Origin of the sequence: Flavobacterium sp. IMCC34518 (assembly GCF_027111095.2) — a bacterium.
In the GTDB taxonomy this organism is placed as follows: Bacteria; Bacteroidota; Bacteroidia; order Flavobacteriales; family Flavobacteriaceae; genus Flavobacterium; species Flavobacterium praedii.
In genome coordinates this window covers 3,877,142-3,896,566 of the sequence record NZ_CP114284.2, presented here as the reverse complement: position 1 = coordinate 3,896,566, position 19,425 = coordinate 3,877,142, and the positions used below count along the sequence as shown (strand labels likewise).

At 32.7% G+C, this 19,425-nt stretch carries 19 protein-coding genes; 9 read left to right on the top strand and 10 right to left on the bottom strand.

The features are described from left to right. Positions 1 to 11 precede the first annotated feature (11 nt). Genes OZP06_RS16685 through OZP06_RS16675 form a run of 3 tightly spaced genes read right to left on the bottom strand, consistent with a single transcriptional unit; the run spans position 12 to position 2,100 of the window. Positions 12 to 965 carry an L-threonylcarbamoyladenylate synthase gene (locus OZP06_RS16685; protein WP_269222867.1) on the bottom strand — a complete coding sequence of 318 codons (954 nt, stop codon included), beginning with the start codon at positions 963 to 965 and terminating at the stop codon, positions 12 to 14. Positions 966 to 974: 9 nt separating this feature from the next. Further along, the gene (locus tag OZP06_RS16680) at positions 975 to 1,811 is read right to left on the bottom strand and encodes a DUF6671 family protein (RefSeq protein ID WP_281324002.1); all 837 of its coding nucleotides are present in this window, start codon (positions 1,809 to 1,811) and stop codon (positions 975 to 977) included. A 1-nt stretch (position 1,812) separates the two neighbouring features. After that, positions 1,813 to 2,100 carry a hypothetical protein gene (locus tag OZP06_RS16675; RefSeq protein ID WP_281239666.1) on the bottom strand — a complete coding sequence of 96 codons (288 nt, stop codon included), beginning with the start codon at positions 2,098 to 2,100 and terminating at the stop codon, positions 1,813 to 1,815. 385 nt (positions 2,101 to 2,485) lie between these two features. On the opposite strand from OZP06_RS16675, the gene OZP06_RS16670 reads away from it, so the two are divergent. From OZP06_RS16670 to OZP06_RS16660, 3 genes are all read left to right on the top strand, one after another. Next, positions 2,486 to 3,409, top strand: a complete 924-nt coding sequence (locus OZP06_RS16670) for a LysR family transcriptional regulator (RefSeq protein WP_269222865.1) — start codon at positions 2,486 to 2,488, stop codon at positions 3,407 to 3,409. Positions 3,410 to 3,474: 65 nt separating this feature from the next. Continuing rightward, complete coding sequence (locus OZP06_RS16665; RefSeq protein ID WP_269222864.1) at positions 3,475 to 4,599, top strand: SDR family oxidoreductase; 1,125 nt, start codon at positions 3,475 to 3,477, stop codon at positions 4,597 to 4,599. A 151-nt stretch (positions 4,600 to 4,750) separates the two neighbouring features. After that, the gene (locus tag OZP06_RS16660; RefSeq protein ID WP_281239669.1) at positions 4,751 to 5,683 is read left to right on the top strand and encodes a transglutaminase family protein; all 933 of its coding nucleotides are present in this window, start codon (positions 4,751 to 4,753) and stop codon (positions 5,681 to 5,683) included. 189 nt (positions 5,684 to 5,872) lie between these two features. Here the strand turns inward: OZP06_RS16660 and OZP06_RS16655 are convergent, their stop codons facing one another. Together OZP06_RS16655 and ung are read right to left on the bottom strand one after the other, a co-directional pair. Further along, on the bottom strand, positions 5,873 to 7,018 hold the full coding sequence (locus OZP06_RS16655; RefSeq protein ID WP_269222863.1) for a serine hydrolase: 1,146 nt from the start codon (positions 7,016 to 7,018) through the stop codon (positions 5,873 to 5,875). After that, positions 7,015 to 7,689, bottom strand: coding sequence for a uracil-DNA glycosylase (gene ung, locus OZP06_RS16650; protein ID WP_281324001.1), 675 nt, complete (start codon positions 7,687 to 7,689; stop codon positions 7,015 to 7,017). Before ung ends, OZP06_RS16655 begins: the two co-directional genes overlap by 4 nt. A 181-nt stretch (positions 7,690 to 7,870) precedes the next feature. Between ung and OZP06_RS16645 the strand changes: the two genes are divergently transcribed. The 3 genes from OZP06_RS16645 (at position 7,871) to OZP06_RS16635 (ending at position 10,717) form a co-directional block, all read left to right on the top strand. Continuing rightward, positions 7,871 to 10,036, top strand: a complete 2,166-nt coding sequence (locus OZP06_RS16645; protein WP_281324000.1) for a DNA mismatch repair protein MutS — start codon at positions 7,871 to 7,873, stop codon at positions 10,034 to 10,036. Between the two features lie 62 nt (positions 10,037 to 10,098). Next, entirely contained in the window at positions 10,099 to 10,515 is a 417-nt protein-coding gene (locus OZP06_RS16640) for a thiol-disulfide oxidoreductase DCC family protein (RefSeq protein WP_269222862.1), read from the top strand. Between the two features lie 76 nt (positions 10,516 to 10,591). Further along, entirely contained in the window at positions 10,592 to 10,717 is a 126-nt protein-coding gene (locus OZP06_RS16635; protein ID WP_281239674.1) for a hypothetical protein, read from the top strand. Between the two features lie 71 nt (positions 10,718 to 10,788). Here OZP06_RS16635 and ettA read toward each other — a convergent pair whose 3' ends face one another. The 4 genes from ettA to holA all read right to left on the bottom strand — a co-directional run bounded on the left by ettA (position 10,789) and on the right by holA (position 15,818). Next, positions 10,789 to 12,480: an energy-dependent translational throttle protein EttA gene (gene ettA, locus OZP06_RS16630; protein ID WP_269222860.1), complete on the bottom strand. Its 1,692-nt coding sequence runs from the start codon at positions 12,478 to 12,480 to the stop codon at positions 10,789 to 10,791. A 51-nt stretch (positions 12,481 to 12,531) separates the two neighbouring features. After that, on the bottom strand, positions 12,532 to 12,714 hold the full coding sequence (locus OZP06_RS16625; RefSeq protein ID WP_269222859.1) for a CAL67264 family membrane protein: 183 nt from the start codon (positions 12,712 to 12,714) through the stop codon (positions 12,532 to 12,534). Between the two features lie 69 nt (positions 12,715 to 12,783). Continuing rightward, on the bottom strand, positions 12,784 to 14,802 hold the full coding sequence (pulA, locus tag OZP06_RS16620; protein ID WP_269222858.1) for a type I pullulanase: 2,019 nt from the start codon (positions 14,800 to 14,802) through the stop codon (positions 12,784 to 12,786). Between the two features lie 11 nt (positions 14,803 to 14,813). Further along, positions 14,814 to 15,818, bottom strand: a complete 1,005-nt coding sequence (holA, locus tag OZP06_RS16615; RefSeq protein WP_281323999.1) for a DNA polymerase III subunit delta — start codon at positions 15,816 to 15,818, stop codon at positions 14,814 to 14,816. Positions 15,819 to 15,903: 85 nt separating this feature from the next. Here holA and OZP06_RS16610 point away from each other — a divergent pair, with 85 nt between their 5' ends. The 3 genes from OZP06_RS16610 to OZP06_RS16600 all read left to right on the top strand — a co-directional run bounded on the left by OZP06_RS16610 (position 15,904) and on the right by OZP06_RS16600 (position 18,323). Beyond that, on the top strand, positions 15,904 to 16,359 hold the full coding sequence (locus OZP06_RS16610) for a type I restriction enzyme HsdR N-terminal domain-containing protein (protein WP_269222857.1): 456 nt from the start codon (positions 15,904 to 15,906) through the stop codon (positions 16,357 to 16,359). A 39-nt stretch (positions 16,360 to 16,398) separates the two neighbouring features. Then, positions 16,399 to 17,391 carry a glycosyltransferase family 2 protein gene (locus OZP06_RS16605; protein ID WP_281323998.1) on the top strand — a complete coding sequence of 331 codons (993 nt, stop codon included), beginning with the start codon at positions 16,399 to 16,401 and terminating at the stop codon, positions 17,389 to 17,391. Between the two features lie 74 nt (positions 17,392 to 17,465). Continuing rightward, a complete protein-coding gene (locus tag OZP06_RS16600; RefSeq protein ID WP_269222856.1) occupies positions 17,466 to 18,323 on the top strand; it encodes an OmpA family protein in 858 nt (285 codons plus the stop codon). A gap of 444 nt (positions 18,324 to 18,767) precedes the next feature. On the opposite strand, the gene OZP06_RS16595 is transcribed toward OZP06_RS16600, so the two are convergent. After that, the gene (locus OZP06_RS16595) at positions 18,768 to 19,388 is read right to left on the bottom strand and encodes an L-threonylcarbamoyladenylate synthase (protein ID WP_269222855.1); all 621 of its coding nucleotides are present in this window, start codon (positions 19,386 to 19,388) and stop codon (positions 18,768 to 18,770) included. Between the last annotated feature and the right edge of the window lie 37 nt (positions 19,389 to 19,425).

Here is a 19,425-nt window from a genome sequence, read left to right as displayed (position 1 = left end):
GATTTCATTCTTTACTTTTTTATAGCTCTTTCCAAACGGTCATTTATAGATTTACCAAGTCCTTTGTTGGGTAACCGCTCGGCAATGATTACGTCCAAGTTGCTTTTGTCCAAACGGTGCATTGTGGCATATAAATTCTTTGCGGCTTCGGCTAGATCTCCTGTTCTGGAGAGCACTTCTTGATGTATATTCTCGTCATCTGTAATTTCATCCTTAAACAACAGCAACCCAATTTTTTTACCGGAGAATAAAGGTATCAACTCGGGTACATTGTCGGTAAGATAGGTGTTGGTTTTTGGTGCGTAATGTCGCGAAAGCATTCCTGGAGCATCGGGTGAACTGTTTTTACTAGTTGTGATTAGCACCTTTCCCACGATTCGTTCTATAGCTTCTATTGAAATTGAACCGTGCCTGTAAAGAATCGGTTTATCATTTTCGAAACCAATTATTGTAGATTCTATTCCGTTTTGGCACGCTCCTCCATCCAATACAATTTCCAAATTCTCTTTGAAATAGTTTGAAACATGCATGGCAGTTGTAGGGCTGATACAACCAAAAGGATTAGCACTTGGTGCTGCCAGCGGAAATTCAAGTAGTTCCAAAAGCGCTAATGCCACAGGGTGATTCGGTACTCTTACAGCAACAGTCTCTTTGCCAGCAGTGACGATGTCTGGAATGTGAGGTTGTTTTTTCAAAACTAACGTTAACGATCCTGGCCAAAACTCCTTGGCAAGCTTCCAGGCCATGTCTGGAATATCAGAGGCAACCGTGTCTAAAAATGCGGTAGACTTGATATGTACGATTAATGGGTTGTAAAAGGGTCTCTTTTTTAATTCGAATATTTTTTTCAAAGCATTTTCGCTATAGGCATTTCCGGCCAATCCATAAACGGTTTCGGTGGGAATAGCTACTATCTCATCATTTATCAAAGCCTGCGCGGCTTTGATTATATTAGTTGTTGTCATGGATTTTTTTTAAGGATTACAATTGTCGCAATACGTAGGGTCTTCAGATTTTTTTTGGTTTGGATACATTTCTTCTTTTACATAAGAACATTTTTGGCAGGTATAGATATGACTTAAAGTGGATCGGGTTGGAAAACGACACCATTCACAAGGAAGGCCACGTTTGGCATCCGTCATCCCAAAACCTGGGGTATTGCAATTAGGACAACAGGAGTTCATTTTATTTGCCAATTTTATGGCAGCGCTTTCTATAACCTTCATACGCGTAGGATTGTACATTGCCCGCATATCGGTTTCAATATAAACAGATCCATATAAATCGATGAAATGATTGTACACTTCAACTAATTTTATCCAATCGCTGATGCCTTTTTCTATTTCAATAAAATTATCGATGGATTTCCTGGCAATCAAGGCGTGTGATGGGAATTTTGCCCTTCCAGCAAATTCATCCAACTCCTGTTTGCTATGTATTACAGCACCACTAAAATTGGTGTCCATACTTAACTCTCTGGCAACAATTTCCAAATTATTTTTTTTGTCGATAAAAAATAAAAACTCATCATCGGCAGGAGCAAAGAAAATGGATGGGTGTGAGCCAAAAGAACCTTCGCTTGCTATGGCCATATCACAATTGGTCAACTCCATAGCCATAAGGCATTTTTTCTTGGCGGTGTTTATTGGATCCTCTTTCCTATCTATTTCTCCTGTAAATGTTCCAAGTTCATCGGTGTCAAAATTTGAAACTACAAAACATTTCACACCTAATTCCCTTGCTAAAATTGGAGCAATTACTTTTTCTTTTTCATGTTTGGTTGCAATTAGCAGTTTTCTTCCAGCAAACATTTTATTCTTCAGTATTAGAAAAACGAATATGAACCGTTGATGTTATCACTATATTCTGGTTTTGTGTTGTTCCTTCAGTTATTATTCTGGAGATTGCTTCAACACTTTCTTTTAGTTCGGGAATTCTTCTTATTGCAATTTCGTCTTCCTTTCCATAACGCTCCTGTGAACTAAAGTTCTTCTTTTGATGGAAATTGATTTTGTTGATGAATAAGTCCATCAATAGTTCCTTTGCCTCAGTTGGTGAAAAATTACCGTCTATAAGTATAATTTTCTCAGTTGTTTTCATGTGCAATACTATTATGATTATAAATTTGAAGATATTTTATCCCGATACTATTGAAATCGCAAGAAATAATTTTTGAAAAATAAACTCTCCTTCCATTAAAGTGGTTATAAAAAAAAGAACCGTCAATATTGCGCTTGCAAAAATTATAATTTCGACTGTTTTCATTTGATACTATGTAGGTTAATTTAAAGTACTTTATGCTTAATTTTTTGGTCTATATTTTGTGTTTTTCATTTTCGAAAGGAACTTTTTAAAAGAAACTCTTGCCTACCTTTATTGATATTTTTCTCAATAATTTCAGAAATTTTATTTAACAGCACAAAACTCCGAATTCAAATTCATTAATTTTTATTTATATTTGTAATGTAATATATTAGATTTTTTTATGAATTATACTTTAAATCAACTCCAGATATTTTTGAAAATAGTAAAAACACAAAGTGTAACAAAGGCATCTGAGGAATTACATCTAACCCAGCCCGCGGTATCGATACAGTTAAAGAATTTTCAGGAACAATTTGACATTCCATTGACAGAGGTGGTTGGGAGGAAAATTTATATCACCGATTTTGGCTATGAAATTGCCGAGGCAGCCGAGAATATCATAAACCAAATACATGCCATCAACTATAAAACGTTAGCCTACAAAGGACAAATGGCTGGTAAATTGAAAATTTCAATCGTTTCGACAGGTAAATATGTGATGCCCTACTTTCTTGCCGATTTCATGAAAGAACATTCGGGGATCGAGTTGCTGATGGATGTAACAAATAAAAGTAGGGTTATTGAGAGTTTAGAAAACAATGAGGTCGATTTTGCACTGGTTTCCATTTTGCCCTCCAAACTCAATATAGAAAAACTAGACCTGCTTCAAAATAAACTGTATTTAGTGGGGAATACTGATATCACTATCGAAAAAGAGGGCCAGGAAGAAAGTTTCTTCGAAAATTTGCCTTTAATTTTTAGGGAAAAAGGTTCTGGAACAAGGCAAACCATGGTTAGTTTCTTTGAAAGAAACGCCATTTCGGTATTGAATAAAATGGAACTCACCTCAAACGAAGCCGTAAAACAGGCATTAATAGCTGGTTTGGGTTATTCAATTATGCCTTTAATTGGAATAAAAAGCGAACTGAGTAACAATGAACTGCAAATAATTCCAGTTAAAGGATTGCCTATTACAACCAACTGGAGTTTAATATGGCTCAAAGGAAAAAAGCACTCCCCTGTTGCAAAAGCAATTTTAAACTATATTGAAAAAGAAAAATCAAATATCGTACATGATAAGTTCGAATGGTACGAAAAATACTAAAAAATATTTTTAAAATAATGAGATTCCTTTTTTAAATCTATCTTTACTTTTTCAAAAAATAAAAAATGAAAATAATACTTACGGGAGCTACAGGTGTTTTGGGATCGCATATTATGTATGATATTCTAGAGCTTTTTATCAAAGAAAAGAAAAACGGAAAACTTTTAATTATTGCCAGAAACAAAGGAAAAGTAAGTGCTTTAGATCGTATTAATGAGCTTTTGACTAGTGATTACACCCCTCAAATTTTACAAAAATGCGGTTTAGAAAAACTACATGAATATATCGAAATTATTGATTCGGACTTAGCGAATCTTCAAAGTGCTTTTTCAGAGAAAATAAAAGGGGCTTACTTTATTCACTCCGCAGGTTACGTTAATTTATCTACTGACGAAAACCTAAAAGAAAAGATTTTTGATGAAAATGCCAAAATAACCAAATCTCTTTTCAAGACTTTTTCCCCTTTTATCACGAAGTTCATTTATATCGGAACTGCGTTTTCATCCGGAATACGAGGCGGAATAATCGAGAATGATTTCCATAACCTAGATTTCACTCCTGAACATCGCAATGCGTATGAGGACGCCAAATTTCATTCGGAGAATTTTATTGCTCAGGAATGTAAAAAATTAGGATTGCCTTTCCAGATTTTGAGACCAAGTGTCATTGGAGGTAAAATGCTGGGTACCGAAAGCCCTTATTTCATTCCAAAATACATGGTTTTTTATCTTTTGGCCAAGTTTTTTCATTTTACTTCACAGCGAAGAGGAGAGCAAGAAAATGTGCGTTTCATCATCAATGAAGTAACAGGTCTAAATATCATTCCTGTTGATTATGTGGCCAGAGTAATTGTAAACACTTTTGAACGAGATGACATCGAGCAGCTGAACATTGTAAGTGACAAAAGCTTTAATATCGTGAAAGGATTACAGTTGATTATGAAAGAAGTGGGTTATACCAATTTTACTTTAATCAAAAATCCACTCGATTTTACATATAAAAATACAATCGAAAAGCTGTATTATGAAAGTATTGGTAAGCATTTGAAACCTTATTTTATAACCAGTCCTAACGAATACGACACCACTTTGCTGAATTCAATTCTGGAAATTCCAAAATTAGACAGTCAGGCCTTTACCAATATGATTCGCTATGCCATATCCAATGATTTTAAGGATATTAATGTGTAATTAAAGTTGCTGAGTTGCAAAGTCCCTAAAACTTTTAGAAACTTAGTGACTTTGAGAAAAACTTAATGACTTAGTATCTTAGAAACTTAGTAACTTTAAAAAAAAAAAGTACTTTTACAAAAAGCAATAAAGATCCCTACTTTTGGGTATTATGATACAACTTAACAAAACTAATTTTCATATAGTAAAGTCCAAGTTTCAGCTGAAAAAACCTTGGGATAGTTTTGTTATCTTTTTTTTAAGCATCCTGATTACAATTCCTTTATTTATAGTACTTCACCAAAATTTAATCGATCCACATTGGTATTTTAATTTGGATCGAATACTTCTTTTTATTTTAGTTCTGACAATAATTCACTTCGCATTGTACACATTGCGAACCATAATTATTGTTTGTTTAGCACTCTATTTGTTGGTCCTTATTTATGGAACTTTATTTGGGAATTTTAGTTTCAATTCTGTTTTTGAAGATTATAATTCCATGTTGTACACTATGAATAATAATCCATTTCCACAAGATATTATCATCGCCAAATTGCTGCCATTTCCTAATAAAGAAGAGATTTTAAAGGCAATAGAATACGAAAATCCAAAAGTGAGAAACTTTGCGATTATGGCCACTACAAAACATTTCAAAAATTGCAAGGGATATTCAGAGTATAGAAACTTGATTCAGTGTTTTGCAGTTTTTAAAGAAATAAATAGTCGTTGGAACTATGTGAATGATCCCAAAAATGGAGATTATATAGCAACCGCACACGAATCCTTACGCTACTTTTCGGGAGATTGTGACGATCATTCCATTTTGATGGCGGCTGCTATTAGGTCCATAGGCGGAACCCCAAGATTGATTCATACCAAAGGTCATATCTACCCCGAAATTTTAATTGGAAATATGAAAGACCTTGAAAAAGCAAATTTGCTAATAAAAAATGTATTATTTCCATATGAAAGCCAACACAAGCAACTTAATTACCATATCGACGAGCGCAATCAAGTCTGGCTAAACCTTGATTATACCGCAAAATATCCCGGAGGTCCTTTTCTGTCCGAAGAAATTTTGGGTGCATTGACATTAGAATAAACGATAAAATTAAATCTAGTGTTAGTCTTTTTATTGAAGCTATTTCCCGCGTTTCGTTACAAGTCCTCACAAAAAAAGTAAAGTTTCTAATGTTCTGAAAAGAGCTTCCTTTGGTCGCTTTTCCAGAACAAGAAACTTTTACTTTTTTTGCTCCGGGCTTTCCACTTCACTCGGGGCTAGGGCATTTGTTTATTTCAATTTACTTTTATCGTTTAACCAATAAAGTTGTCTCCCTAATTCGGCCAAAAAAGGCAAACCTATTTCATCATATTCGTAAACGTTGTCATTAAAAATTCCGTCTTTATTCACCAATATTGTAGCCGAAACCATAAACTCAATATTTTTTTCTGAATCTACAATGTAAGCACAATCAATAAGTGTTCCATAAGCATCGCCTACTTTATTGTATATTTTTATTGAAGTAGGAATATTTTGTTTAGTGTCACCAAACATAAAAAATTTGCAATAACCATCATAATATTCTTTTGGATCGTAACCTGCATTTTTGGGTAAGTTTTGCATCGAAAAAAGAATAAATTCTCTGTCTTTTTCTGTAATATGAAATCGTTCACTTTCCTTGAAGTTATTAGGAAAAATGATTCTTTTCAAAGTATTATGTAAGGTTTCAAGCGGATAGTAATTCTTATTCGAAAAGTCAAAAGGTTCCTTTACAAGTGTGTCATTATCTAGGTATCCAATTCCTTTTTTGATTTTATTCAATTGCAAAGGGTTATATTTTTCGGTTGTATATTGAGGGAAATTTTCAATAGAAAGATCGTCTTTGTATAACGCAATCGATTTGATGGTTTTACTACCCGAATTTGGAGTTGATAAACGATGATTGATTCTAAAAGGTTTTAATCCTTTAATCTCCATATTTTTATTTAGATAATCAAAACCAATAAATTCAAATAAATTATTGCTGGCATCATTATCGCTTACAGCAAAAATCTTAGAGATTTCATCAGAAAATCTTATTTTATTTGGATTGCCGTCAATTGTAAATTGACTGTTTATAGAAGTATTTGGAATACTATTTAATTTTTCCAAAGCCATAACGGCAATAGGAAATTTTACAGTGCTGGCAGGATAGAAATAGTTGTTTTTGTTGAGGTTATACGTATAATCTTTTAGGGTGATTGTATTATTTTTTCCTCGAATAATTTGAGTATAAATAATCTGAAGTTCATAAGCTTCAGGATTATCCATCACTTTTTTTATCTTGTCATTATCTGAAGTTAAAACTTTTTTAAGCAAGTTTTGAGCATTGCTAATATTTGTAATCGTACAAATAAATACAATTATAACTAATGAATTAAAGTGTTTTTTTATCATATTATCCAATATATTGGTTCCAATTTATTACTTTTCAAATATATATTTGCTTGACTAAAGTGTTTATTCCCAAACCATTTTCCTTGATTGGCACTCATCGGTGAAGGGTGCCCTGATTCCAATACCAAATGTTTATTTCTGTCAATTTTAGCTCCTTTTTTTTGGGCAAAACTTCCCCATAACATAAATACAATATTTTCTTTTTCTTCCGATATTTTTTGAATAACAGCATCTGTAAAAAGATTCCATTTAAGGTGTTTATGACTGTTTGGTTTATCTTTTCTAACGGTTAATGTTGCATTAAGTAATAAAATGCCTTGTTTGGCCCAAAATTCCAAATTTCCCGATGTCGGCATAAAAATCGAATCCAAATCAGTATTGATTTCTCTAAAAATATTGCGCAACGAAGGCGGAATTCGAACCGCATCATTTACAGAAAAGCACAAACCATTGGCTTCGCCATCGCCGTGATATGGATCTTGACCAATAATAACCACTTTTACATTCTCAAAAGAACAAGTATTTAAAGCTGAAAAAATCAACTCTTTGGGAGGAAAACAAACTGAATTTTGATATTCTTGATCAACAAGCTCGATCAATTCCAGGAAATAAGGTTTCTCTATTTCCTCAGATAAAATAGTTTGCCAGGAAGGATTCAAGTTGATTTGCATATTCAAAGTTTATTTCACAAAGATACACGAAGATTCAAAAGAGATTCGCAAAATTGGCAAAACAAAAACATTATGTTTCTTAGTAAATCGCTGTGGTTTCTATTTTGCCAATCTCCGTGAAATAACCCTATGTTTCTTTCTTAAATAACCTTATTTTTGTAGCGTCAAATCAAATTTATAAATGATCTCCATTACCGAAAAAACGTTACAAGATTTACAATTTCCTACGGTTCTCGAAACGATTTCCGATATTTGTAATACTGATATAGGAAAACAAAAAGCCTTAGAAATAACTCCTTTTAGAGACAAAGATACTTTGATGAGCGCTTTATTGCAGACTTCTGAGTATGTTTCTTCTTTTCAAAACAACAATGCCATCCCCAATCACGGTTTTGATGCTATTACATACGAAATAAAATTTTTAGCCATCGAAGACAGTTTTCTAGAAGTCGGTGGTTTTAGAAAAATTGCCACAATATCCGAAACGACGAATGTACTATTGACGTTTCTGAATAAATTCAATGATTATTACCCTAATCTTTGTGCCAAAAGTTCTGGAATTCAACTTACCAGAGCGATTATCACGCTTGTTGATGCTGTAGTTGATAAATATGGTGAAATAAAAGACAATGCCTCACCAGAATTACTAAACATTCGCCGCAATATGAATTCGGTTCGAGGGAAAATGAACCAAAGTTTTGGAATAGCACTTACGCAATACAACGGTTTGGGATATTTGGATGATATTAAAGAAAGTTTTGTGCAAAATCGTCGTGTTTTGGCTGTTTTAGCAATGTACCGACGCAAAGTAAGAGGCTCTATTTTGGGTAGTTCCAAAACAGGGAGTATTGCTTATATTGAACCAGAAGCTACGCTGAATTACTCTCGTGAACTCAGTAATTTGGAATATGAGGAAAAAGAAGAAATTACTAGAATTCTAAAACAATTATCGAATGCAATTCGACCATTTTTACCATTGTTGATTCAATATCAAGATTTCCTGAGTGATATTGATGTGATTGCTGCAAAAGCGAAATATGCCAATAGAATCAATGGAATTTTGCCAACAATTACAGAGGAACGCCGTCTTTATTTTAGAGATGCCTATCATCCAATTTTGTATTTGAACAACAAGCAAAAAAAGGAAGTTACGCATCCACAAACCATCGAATTAAGTCAAGAAAATAGAATAATTGTTATTTCGGGCCCCAACGCGGGTGGTAAAACCATCTCGATGAAAACGGTTGGTTTGTTGCAATTAATGTTGCAATCGGGAATGTTGATTCCTGTACACGAACGCAGTGAAACGTTTCTATTTGATAGAATACTCACGGATATTGGAGACAACCAATCAATTGAAAATCATTTAAGTACTTATAGTTATCGATTGAAAAACATGAACTACTTTTTGAAAAAGTGCAATAAGAAAACCATGTTTTTGATTGATGAATTTGGTACCGGTTCTGATCCTGAATTGGGAGGTGCTTTGGCCGAAATTTTCTTGGAAGAGTTCTACCATCGGGAAGCTTTTGGATTAATCACGACACATTATTCAAACCTAAAAATTTTAGCAAATGAACTCCCTTGCGCTACTAATGCCAACATGCTCTTTGACGAAAAATCATTAGAACCCATGTATAAATTAGCTTTGGGACAAGCAGGAAGTTCATTTACTTTTGAAGTAGCTTTAAAAAACGGAATCCCATTTAGTTTAATCAACCGCGCTAAGAAGAAAATTGAAGTAGGAAAAGTTCGTTTTGATAAAACAATTGCCAACTTGCAGAAAGAGCGTTCCAAAATGGAGAAAACGTCACAAACGCTAAAAGAAGAAGAAACCAAAGCGCGTCAGGAAGGCAAGAAAATGGAAGATATCAATGTCAAAATCAAGCAAAAACTGGAAAGCTATCAGGAGTTGTATGACAGCAATCAAAAGACAATTTACATTGGTCAAAAAATTGAAGATATTGCCGAGAAATATTTTAATAATAAAAATAAAAAAGACCTGATAGGTGAGTTTTTAAAAATTATCGAAATAGAAAATTCCAAACGCAAAAAAGCCACTCCTAAAGAAGCAAAAGCGATTATCCAGAAGAAAAAAGAAATTATAGAGGAAGTTACTGTTGTCGTAGAAGAAATCCGCAAGGAAAAGAAAGAGAAGAAATTAAAACCTGTAATTGTAAAACCCAATGTTATTCTAAAAGTGGGAGATCGCGTGCGTATGCAGGATGGAAAATCAGTAGGAAGCATTGATAAAATTGAAAAAAACAAAGCCGTTGTCAATTATGGTGTGTTTACTTCAAAAGTGAGTTTGGATGAATTGGAGTTTGTTGAACATGGGAAAAAGTAGTATTCATTAACACAACTTTGTCAAATTTTTGAACTTTAGCAAATATTTTTAGAAACCTTATCATGCAAAACCTCCCTCTCCATAAAAAAATAATCCTCTTTGACGGTGTTTGTAACCTCTGTAATTCTGCGGTGCAATTTATTATCAAACATGACAAAAAGGATGTCTTTAGATTCGTTCCTTTACAATCAGATTTGGGTTTAGATATTTTGAAATACATTGGAATTGATTTTACCAAGATAGATAGTATTGTACTTTATGAGCCTGGAGTCGCTTACTACTACAAATCGGATGCAGCATTGCAAATTGCAAAAAGTTTGAATGGTTTATATTCATTTGGAATTATTTTTAAAATTATTCCAAATGGAATCAGAAATCAATTATATGACTACATAGCCAGAAATAGATACAATTGGTTTGGCAAAAAAGAGAGTTGCATGATACCTACTCCAGAATTAAAAATAAAATTTTTAGAATAATTGTATTCTATGATAAATGTCATCTCTTTAGATGGATTGTTATCTTAAATTTGACCAATCTAAAAAATTAATTTTTATGAGAAACTTATCGCTTTATTCTTGGGAAAACGGTGCATTTATAATGGTAATTGTTTTCGGATTGGTAATTATTGGTTTAATTGGAGCAGTTGTATTGATGATAAATTCTGGTAAAAAAAAATGATTAGTTTTTTTGTCTAAAAAAAAGAGGATGCCTTTCTGTGGACATCCTCTTTTACTTTTTATAGAAATAAATTATCTAATCAATTTTCTGTATTTCAATCGTTTCGGAGTCAAATCACCACCCAAACGTTTTTTCTTATTTTCTTCATAATCAGAGAACCCACCTTCAAAATAATACACTTCTGAATTTCCTTCAAACGCAAGGATATGAGTACAAATTCTGTCTAAGAACCATCTGTCGTGAGAAATCACTACCGCACAACCTGCAAAGTTTTCTAAACCTTCTTCCAATGCACGAAGCGTATTCACGTCCAAATCATTCGTAGGTTCATCCAGTAACAATACGTTACCTTCTTCCTTCAAAGTCATAGCTAGATGCAAACGGTTTCTTTCTCCACCAGAAAGCATAGATACTTTCTTGTTTTGTTCTCCACCACCAAAGTTAAAACGGGATAAATAAGCTCTTGAATTCACTTGTTTCCCTCCCATCATGATCAGTTCTTGCCCATCGGCAAAGTTTTCCCAAATGGATTTGTCAGGATTAATATTCGAATGCGCTTGATCTACATAAGCGATTTTCACAGTATCACCCACCAAAAATTCACCATTGTCTGTATTTTGCTCTCCCATAATCATTTTGAAAATAGTCGATTTACCAGCACCGTTTGGTCCAATAATTCCAACAATTCCAGCTTGTGGTAACGTAAAATTTAAATTATCATACAACAATTTATCTCCAAAGGCTTTAGCTACGTTTTTGGCTTCAATAACATTAGTACCTAATCTTGGACCATTCGGAATATAAATTTCTAAGTTTTCATCCAATTGTTTTTGGTCTTCGTTCAAGAGTTTATCGTAGTTCTGTAAACGTGCTTTTTGTTTGGTTTGTCGTCCTTTTGCTCCTTGACGAACCCAATCCAACTCGCGTTCCAACGTTTTTCTACGTTTAGAAGCTACTTTTTCTTCCAATGCCATACGGTTTGATTTTTGGTCTAGCCAAGAAGAATAATTCCCTTTCCAAGGAATACCTTCACCTCTATCCAATTCTAAAATCCAACCTGCAACATTATCCAAGAAATACCTGTCGTGTGTTACCGCAATTACAGTTCCAGCATATTGTGCCAAATGTTGTTCTAACCAAAGTACACTTTCAGCATCCAGGTGATTGGTAGGCTCATCCAGAAGTAAAACATCAGGCTGTTGCAATAGTAAACGGCACAAAGCTACACGGCGACGTTCTCCTCCAGATAAATTCTTAATGGGTGTGTCACCTTCTGGCGTGCGTAAGGCATCCATTGCAATTTCTAACTTTGTATCAATTTCCCAAGCGCCCAGAGCATCGATTTTATCCTGCAAAGCTGCTTGACGATCCATTAATTTATCCATTTTATCTGCATCTTCGTAGTTTTCTGGAAGACCAAATAAATCATTAATTTTATTGTATTCTTCCAAAACAGCCATTGTTTCAGCAACACCTTCACGAACAATTTCAATAACAGTTTTAGAATCGTCAAGTATAGGTTCTTGTTCTAAATACCCAACGGTATAACCTGGTTGAAAAACTACATCACCTTGATAGTTTTTATCAATTCCTGCAATAATCTTCAAAAGGGAAGATTTACCAGAACCATTTAAACCTAGAATACCAATTTTAGCTCCATAAAAGAAACTCAAATAGATGTTTTTCAAAACAGGTTTATCTGCACCTTGATAGGTTTTACTCAATTTTTGCATTGAGAAAATTACTTTCTTATCGTCTGACATATTTAAATGTTTTAATTTATTATATGATTAATTATTGGTTTTGAATGTCAATTACAGCCTACCTTTTAGAGAACTAAATACCCATGCGATAGCAAAGAAACCAATACCAACAGCGGCAAATCCCCAGCCTGATACATCTCTGTATTTAAAAACGCCTAAGCCTATTAGTAATAATCCCATGAGCACCATTATAAAGGCAGCCCATCCTAAAATAGTATTTTTATTCATTCCCATAATTGTGGTATTTGTTTTTTGAAAGTTGCAAATATCGGTATTTTTTAGTAGATTTTTAGTTTAAAAGATTTATTCCTGATATAAAATAATTGCACTTCTGCCAGGGATACTTATGCTTTGATTTTGAATTGCTTCTATTCCATTTAAATTGATAATCGCTCCATTACATACCATCTTCCAAGTGCCTTCAAGCTCTTGTTGGATCTCATTTTCGTTTCCATTAAAATAGACTCTTATTGTTTTCCATTTATCTCCATTTGCATTATTTTTTAAAGTATAACCAACCAAAAAGGGAGAATCTAAAGTTAAGAATTCCAAATGCTCTTGGATCATTTTTTCAGATGTCATTTTGAATGCTGGATGATTGTTTCTTAATGCAATTAGATTTTTGTAATATTGATTAAGCTCTTTGTTCTCGTGTTTCCAATTCCAATCTATTTTATTGATGCTATCAGAAGAATTATAAGAGTTTTCAACGCCCAATTTGGTACGTTTCATTTCTACTCCCATATGCAAAAAAGGAATACTTTGTGAGGTTAAAATAATGGTGTTAGCTAGTTTGTCCATTTGTACTAATTCCTCTTCGCTTGCTTTTGGATTAGAGATTTTTAGTTTGTCATACAAGGTGTTATTATCATGACAAGATACATATCCGATTACTTTTGTCGGACTATCCGAATAGGGAAATTGAGCGTAACTACGTTTTAAATCATATTTAACTTGCGGATGATTTGTTGATGCTACTATACCAAATTGAATCACCTCTTTATAATTTTTATTCCCGCTTACAAAACCTTTTTCCTCAACATTAGACCAATGCCCTTTTACAGCATCTCTTATATCATCGGAGAAAACAGAAATATCTTTAAGTTTTTTTACATTGTTTTTTAATGCTCTTTTTTCAATTGGTAAGGGAGAATCTCCTGCAGTCCATCCTTCTCCATAAAGAAAAATGGTTGGATCTATTTTCTTTAAGGCTATCGAAATTTGATTCATTGTTTCGATGTCGTGAATAGCCATTAAATCAAATCGAAAACCATCTACATGATATTCTTTTACCCAATATTTTAAAGATTCTATCATAAATTGGCGAGCCATTACACGGTCTGAAGCAAATTCATTACCACAAGCCGAAGCATCCGAACGTTTTCCATCAGGCCAATTTCTATAATAATAACCAGGAACCAATTGGTCAAAAATATCAGTAGAACTAGTGTGATTGTATACCACATCCATAACCAAACGGATATTGGCTTGATGCAAAGCCAAAACCATTTCTTTGTATTCTTTGATACGAACTAAACCATCAAAAGGATTTGTTGAGTAAGAACCTTCTAATGAATTGTAATTCTGAGGGTCATAACCCCAATTGTATTGTTTTTTATCCAAGTAAGATTCATCAATTGATTTATAATCAAATACAGGAAGTAAGTGTAAATGCGTAATTCCTAATTCTTTTAAATGGTCTAATCCTGTTGTTTCGTCATATTCATTTTTAGTATTTTTCTCGGTAAAGGCTAGAAACTTACCTTTGTTCTTAATACCTGATGATGGATCAATAGAAAAATCTCTTACATGTGCTTCATACAATATAATATCCGAGACTGACTTCAAAACGGGTTGCTTGTCTGTATTCCAGTTGGACGGATTGGTTAGTTTAGGGTCGAATATTAAACCTCTATTTCCATTTACTCCAACTCCTTTTGCGTAAGGATCTGGCATTTCTTTTGACCAATTACCTTTGTTTTTAGCTTGTAAAGTATAATAGGTATTGTGATAATTTCCGTTTAATACGATTTTCCAAACACCGGTTGTTTTATTATACAGTAAATTTTGAGTTGCAATAGGACTTCCGCCGTTTCCTAGTTTGTATAGATTAATTTTTACTTCTTCGACATTGGGACTCCATAACTTAACTATAGTTTTGTTTGTGGTGTATGTAACTCCAAGATCATTCTTTAAATAAAGGGGATATGCATCAAATGAAGCATATTTTAAATTATTTATTTTTGAATTTTGTGCCATAGCAAAATTAACGATAAGTAATATTCCAATTGTGACTAGGATATTTTTTGATAAAGTAAACATAATTTTATTTTTTAATTAAAAATTTTATATAACATTTCTCGTAATAAATCCGCTTGTGTTAAGCTATTTGCTCCTACTCCTTTACTTTTTACGTCGGTATCTCTAAGGGACGCAATAATTTGGCTTACTTTTTTCATTGGGTAATTTTTTAAAGCCACATCGTAATCTTTTAAAAAGAAAGGGCTTACTCCTAATGCTGGAGCAACAGTTTTAGGATTTTTATCTTTCAATCCGTGGTATTTTAATAATTGAATAAAAAAACTAAAAACCAATGCAGTTGTCATTACCAATGGATTATCTTTTGGGTTTTGAGCAAAATTTTCAGCAATTTTGTAGGCTTTTAGCTGGTTGCGTTCACCAATCGCTTTTCGCAATTCGAAGACATTGTAATCTTTACTGAAACCAATATTTTCTTCAATATCTTTGGCCGAAATTGTACTTCCAGCGGGCAATATGATTTGAAGTTTTTCGAGTTCATTATTAATTTTACTCAAATCAGTTCCAAGGAATTCGACTAGCATTGCTGAAGCTTTGGGCTCTATGTTGTATTTTTTGCCTGCTAACACTCGCTTAATCCAATCTCCAACTTGATTTTCATAAAGTTTTTTGCTTTCGTAAACAACTCCGTTTTTGGCTAAGAGCTTGGTTACTTTTTTTCTTTTATCTAATGTTTTGTATTTATAACAAAAAACCAAAACGGTTGTAGACATCGGATTTTCTACATAATGCTCAATTTTATCAATAGTTCTGGATAAATCCTGTGCTTCTTTGACTATAACCACTTGACGATCTGCCATCATCGGATATCGTTTGGCTGTCGAAACTACATCTTCAATAGTAACATCTCTACCATATAAAACAGTTTGATTGAATCCTTTTTCTTCTTCGGATAAAATATTTTTTTCGATATATTCAGCTAATTTGTCAATATAATAGGGCTCCTCTCCCATCAAAAAATAAATGGGTTTGATATTTCCGGCTTTTATATCATTAACAATCTTTATAACTTCGTCCATATTTTGGGTTTCGGGTTTCGGGTTTAAAGTTTCAAGTTAGATCCTGAATCTTTAAACTTTAAACTAAATTAACTAATTTCGCAACATGCAAAAACTCAATTTTCCTTCTTATTCATTTCGTTTCAAAAATAGCGAAAATAAAGTATCTATTTTTGATAGTATAAGGAAAAAATTCATCATCCTTACGCCAGAAGAATGGGTTAGACAACATGTAGTTCACTATTTATTAGAAGAGAAAAAGTTTCCAAAATCCCTTATAAACGTTGAGAAAGTATTAATGGTTAACGGTTTGCGTAAACGGTATGATGTAGTTGTTTATAATTCTAATGGTTCTATTTTTTTATTAATCGAATGTAAAGCTCCTGAAGTAAAAATTACTCAGGCTACTTTTGATCAAATAGCAAGATATAATATGACAATGGAAGCTGAATTTTTGATGCTTACCAATGGACTAAATCATTATTTTTGCCAAATGGATTTTGAAAATGAAAAATATACTTTCCTCGAAAATCTGCCAAAATATAACCATAAAAGTATTTAGATTCTAAAAAACTAAATACCCAATATCTAAAAATCTCGAATGAAAATAGCCGTAGTTATTTTGAATTGGAATGGCATAAAACTTTTAGAACAGTTTTTGCCATCAGTTATTCAATTTTCACCAGAAGCAACTGTATATGTTGCCGATAATGCATCAACTGACGAATCAGTTGCATTTGTAAAAAAGAATTTTCCTTCTGTAATGATTGTGCAAAATAAAACCAATCAAGGGTTTGCAGGTGGCTACAATGATGCCTTGCACTCTATTGATGCAGATATTTATGCATTGGTGAATTCAGATATAGAAGTGACTAATAATTGGTTAAAACCCATTTTAGAAACATTTGAATCTGAAACGGAAACGGCTATTATTCAACCTAAAATATTGGATTTCAAAAAGAAAAACTATTTTGAGTATGCAGGTGCGGCTGGCGGATTTATAGATCAATTTGGTTATCCATTTTGCCGTGGGCGAATTTTTGATACTTTAGAAAAAGACAACGGTCAGTATAATGACAAAGTAGATATATTTTGGGCTTCGGGAGCGTGCTTTTTTATTCGCTCTACTGTTTATAAAGAATTAAAAGGTTTTGACGAAGATTTTTTTGCACATCAAGAAGAAATTGATTTATGTTGGAGAGCAATTAATAAAGAATATAAAATAAAATACATTTCTGATTCGATTGTTTATCATGTTGGAGGCGCCACTTTGCAGCAAGCCAATCCTCAAAAAACCTATCTCAATTTTAGAAATTCATTATTAATGTTAACCAAGAATTTACCGCAAAATACTTTATTTCAAGTACTTATAATCCGAATGTTGCTGGATGGAATCGCAGGTATTAAGTTTGTTTTTGAAGGTCAATTTACTCATTTTTGGGCAGTTATACGTGCACATTTTTCTTTTTACAGCTTATTTTTAAAGAATTATAAAAAAAGAGAAAAAAATCAAGTTAAAATATACTTTAAAACTAGAAGTGTCGTTTTTGAATATTATGTTAAAAATGGCACAGTTTTTGTTGATGTAATTTAACAATAAATTACATTTAAATTTAACATTTAAAAACTAACTTTGTAAATCACATGTTTAATTAAAATATGCATTCTATGAAAAAAATAATGATTACGCTATCCGCTTTAGCACTTCTAACTTCTTGTGTATCCAAAAAAGAATATGCAGCTTTGGAAGCTAAAAATAAGGAAACACAGGATTTGTTAAATACATGTACAGTAAAACTAAATTCTTGCTTAGAAGAAAGAGCTGGTCTTAAAGCTACAGTAGATGGTTTAAAAGAAACCAACCAACATTTGATAAGTACTTCTAAAGATATGACCGTTTTATCAACTAAAGGTGCTGAAAATATTGAAAAAGCTTTAGAATCTATCAAAGAAAAAGATTTGAAAATTAGCAGAATGCAAGATGCATTAACTAAAAAAGACAGTGTTACTCTTGCTGTTGTAACTAGTTTGAAATCAGTGGTAGGATTAGATGATAAAGACATCGAAATTAACGTTGATAAAGGTGTTGTTTTTATTTCAATATCTGATAAAATGTTATTCAAAAGCGGTAGTTATGAAGTTAGCGACAAGGCAAAAGGCGTATTAGCTAAAGTGGCTAAAGTAGTAAACGACAAACCCGATTTCGAATGTATGGTAGAGGGACACACCGATTCTGATGTTTTGAAAGGAAATGGTGTTTTACTTGATAACTGGGATTTGAGTGTAAAACGTTCTACTTCTATTATTCGTTTATTAACAAATGAATTAGGAGTAAAACCAGAGCAATTAATTGCAGCAGGTAGAAGTTCATTTGTACCTTTAGTTCCAAATGACTCTCCTGAAAACAAATCAAAAAACAGAAGAACTCGCATCTATGTAATGCCAAAAATAGATCAGTTTTATGATATGGTTGAAAAAGAAATGAAAAAGCAACCAGGAGCAACTGCAGAACCGGTTCAGAAATAATAAATTCATTTTATTTTATATTAAACGCCTCGATAGTCTCGAGGCGTTTTTTTGTTTAAACCCAGAATCCGCATTAGAAATCTGGGTTAAATCATATTCATTATGACTTTTATTATTATGAATATATTTATTTAAAGATCGTTTGATTTTTTAATACTGTGGATTTTAACCTTTTCATTGCGCCAAAACATAAAATACAAATTATCTATTTTATAAATACCAATGTACATCTACTCAACAAAGAGCATAAAAAAAGCAGAACCGAAGTCCTGCTTTTATGAATCCCTAATTTTTTCTTTAACAACCAATTAAATATAAATTAAGAATTTCATTCTATGAATTCTAAAAAAAAGTATTAATTATTTAAATATTTTACTAATTAAATACATTATTCCGTACAAAACAATTTTTTTGTAAAAAAATTATATAAAATTTAATATATTTTTAAATAATATCAAGACTTCCCTTACCTTCTCTTATCACAATTGGCTCATCTCCAGACAAATCTATAATAGTAGAACCTATATTATCCCCATAACCACCATCGATAACTATGTCGACTAAATTTTGCCATTTTTCAAAAATAAGTTCAGGATCAGTTGTGTATTCAATTACTTCGTCTTCATCTCGAATAGAAGTTGAAACGATAGGATTTCCCAATTGACGTACAATTTCTAACGCAATCGAGTTATCAGGAATCCGAATACCAACAGTGGTTTTCTTTTTAAACTCTTTGGGTAGATTATTGTTTCCTGGAAGAATAAAAGTATAAGGACCTGGTAATGCTCTTTTGAGTAATTTAAAAGTAGAAGTATCAATCTGCTTCACATAATCGGATAAATTACTTAAATCGTGGCAGATAAAAGAAAAATTGGCTTTTTCAAGCTTAACCCCTTTTATTTTGGCTATTTTTTCGAGTGCACGGGAATTGGTAATATCACAACCGAGTCCATATACGGTATCAGTTGGATAAATTATCAAACCACCATCTTTTAAAACCTTAACGACTTTGGCAATTGCCGCTTCGTTTGGTTTGTCTGGATATATTTTTATTATTTGAGCCATATCTTTTTTGTTTAAAGTTTAAGAAGTTTAAAGGCTT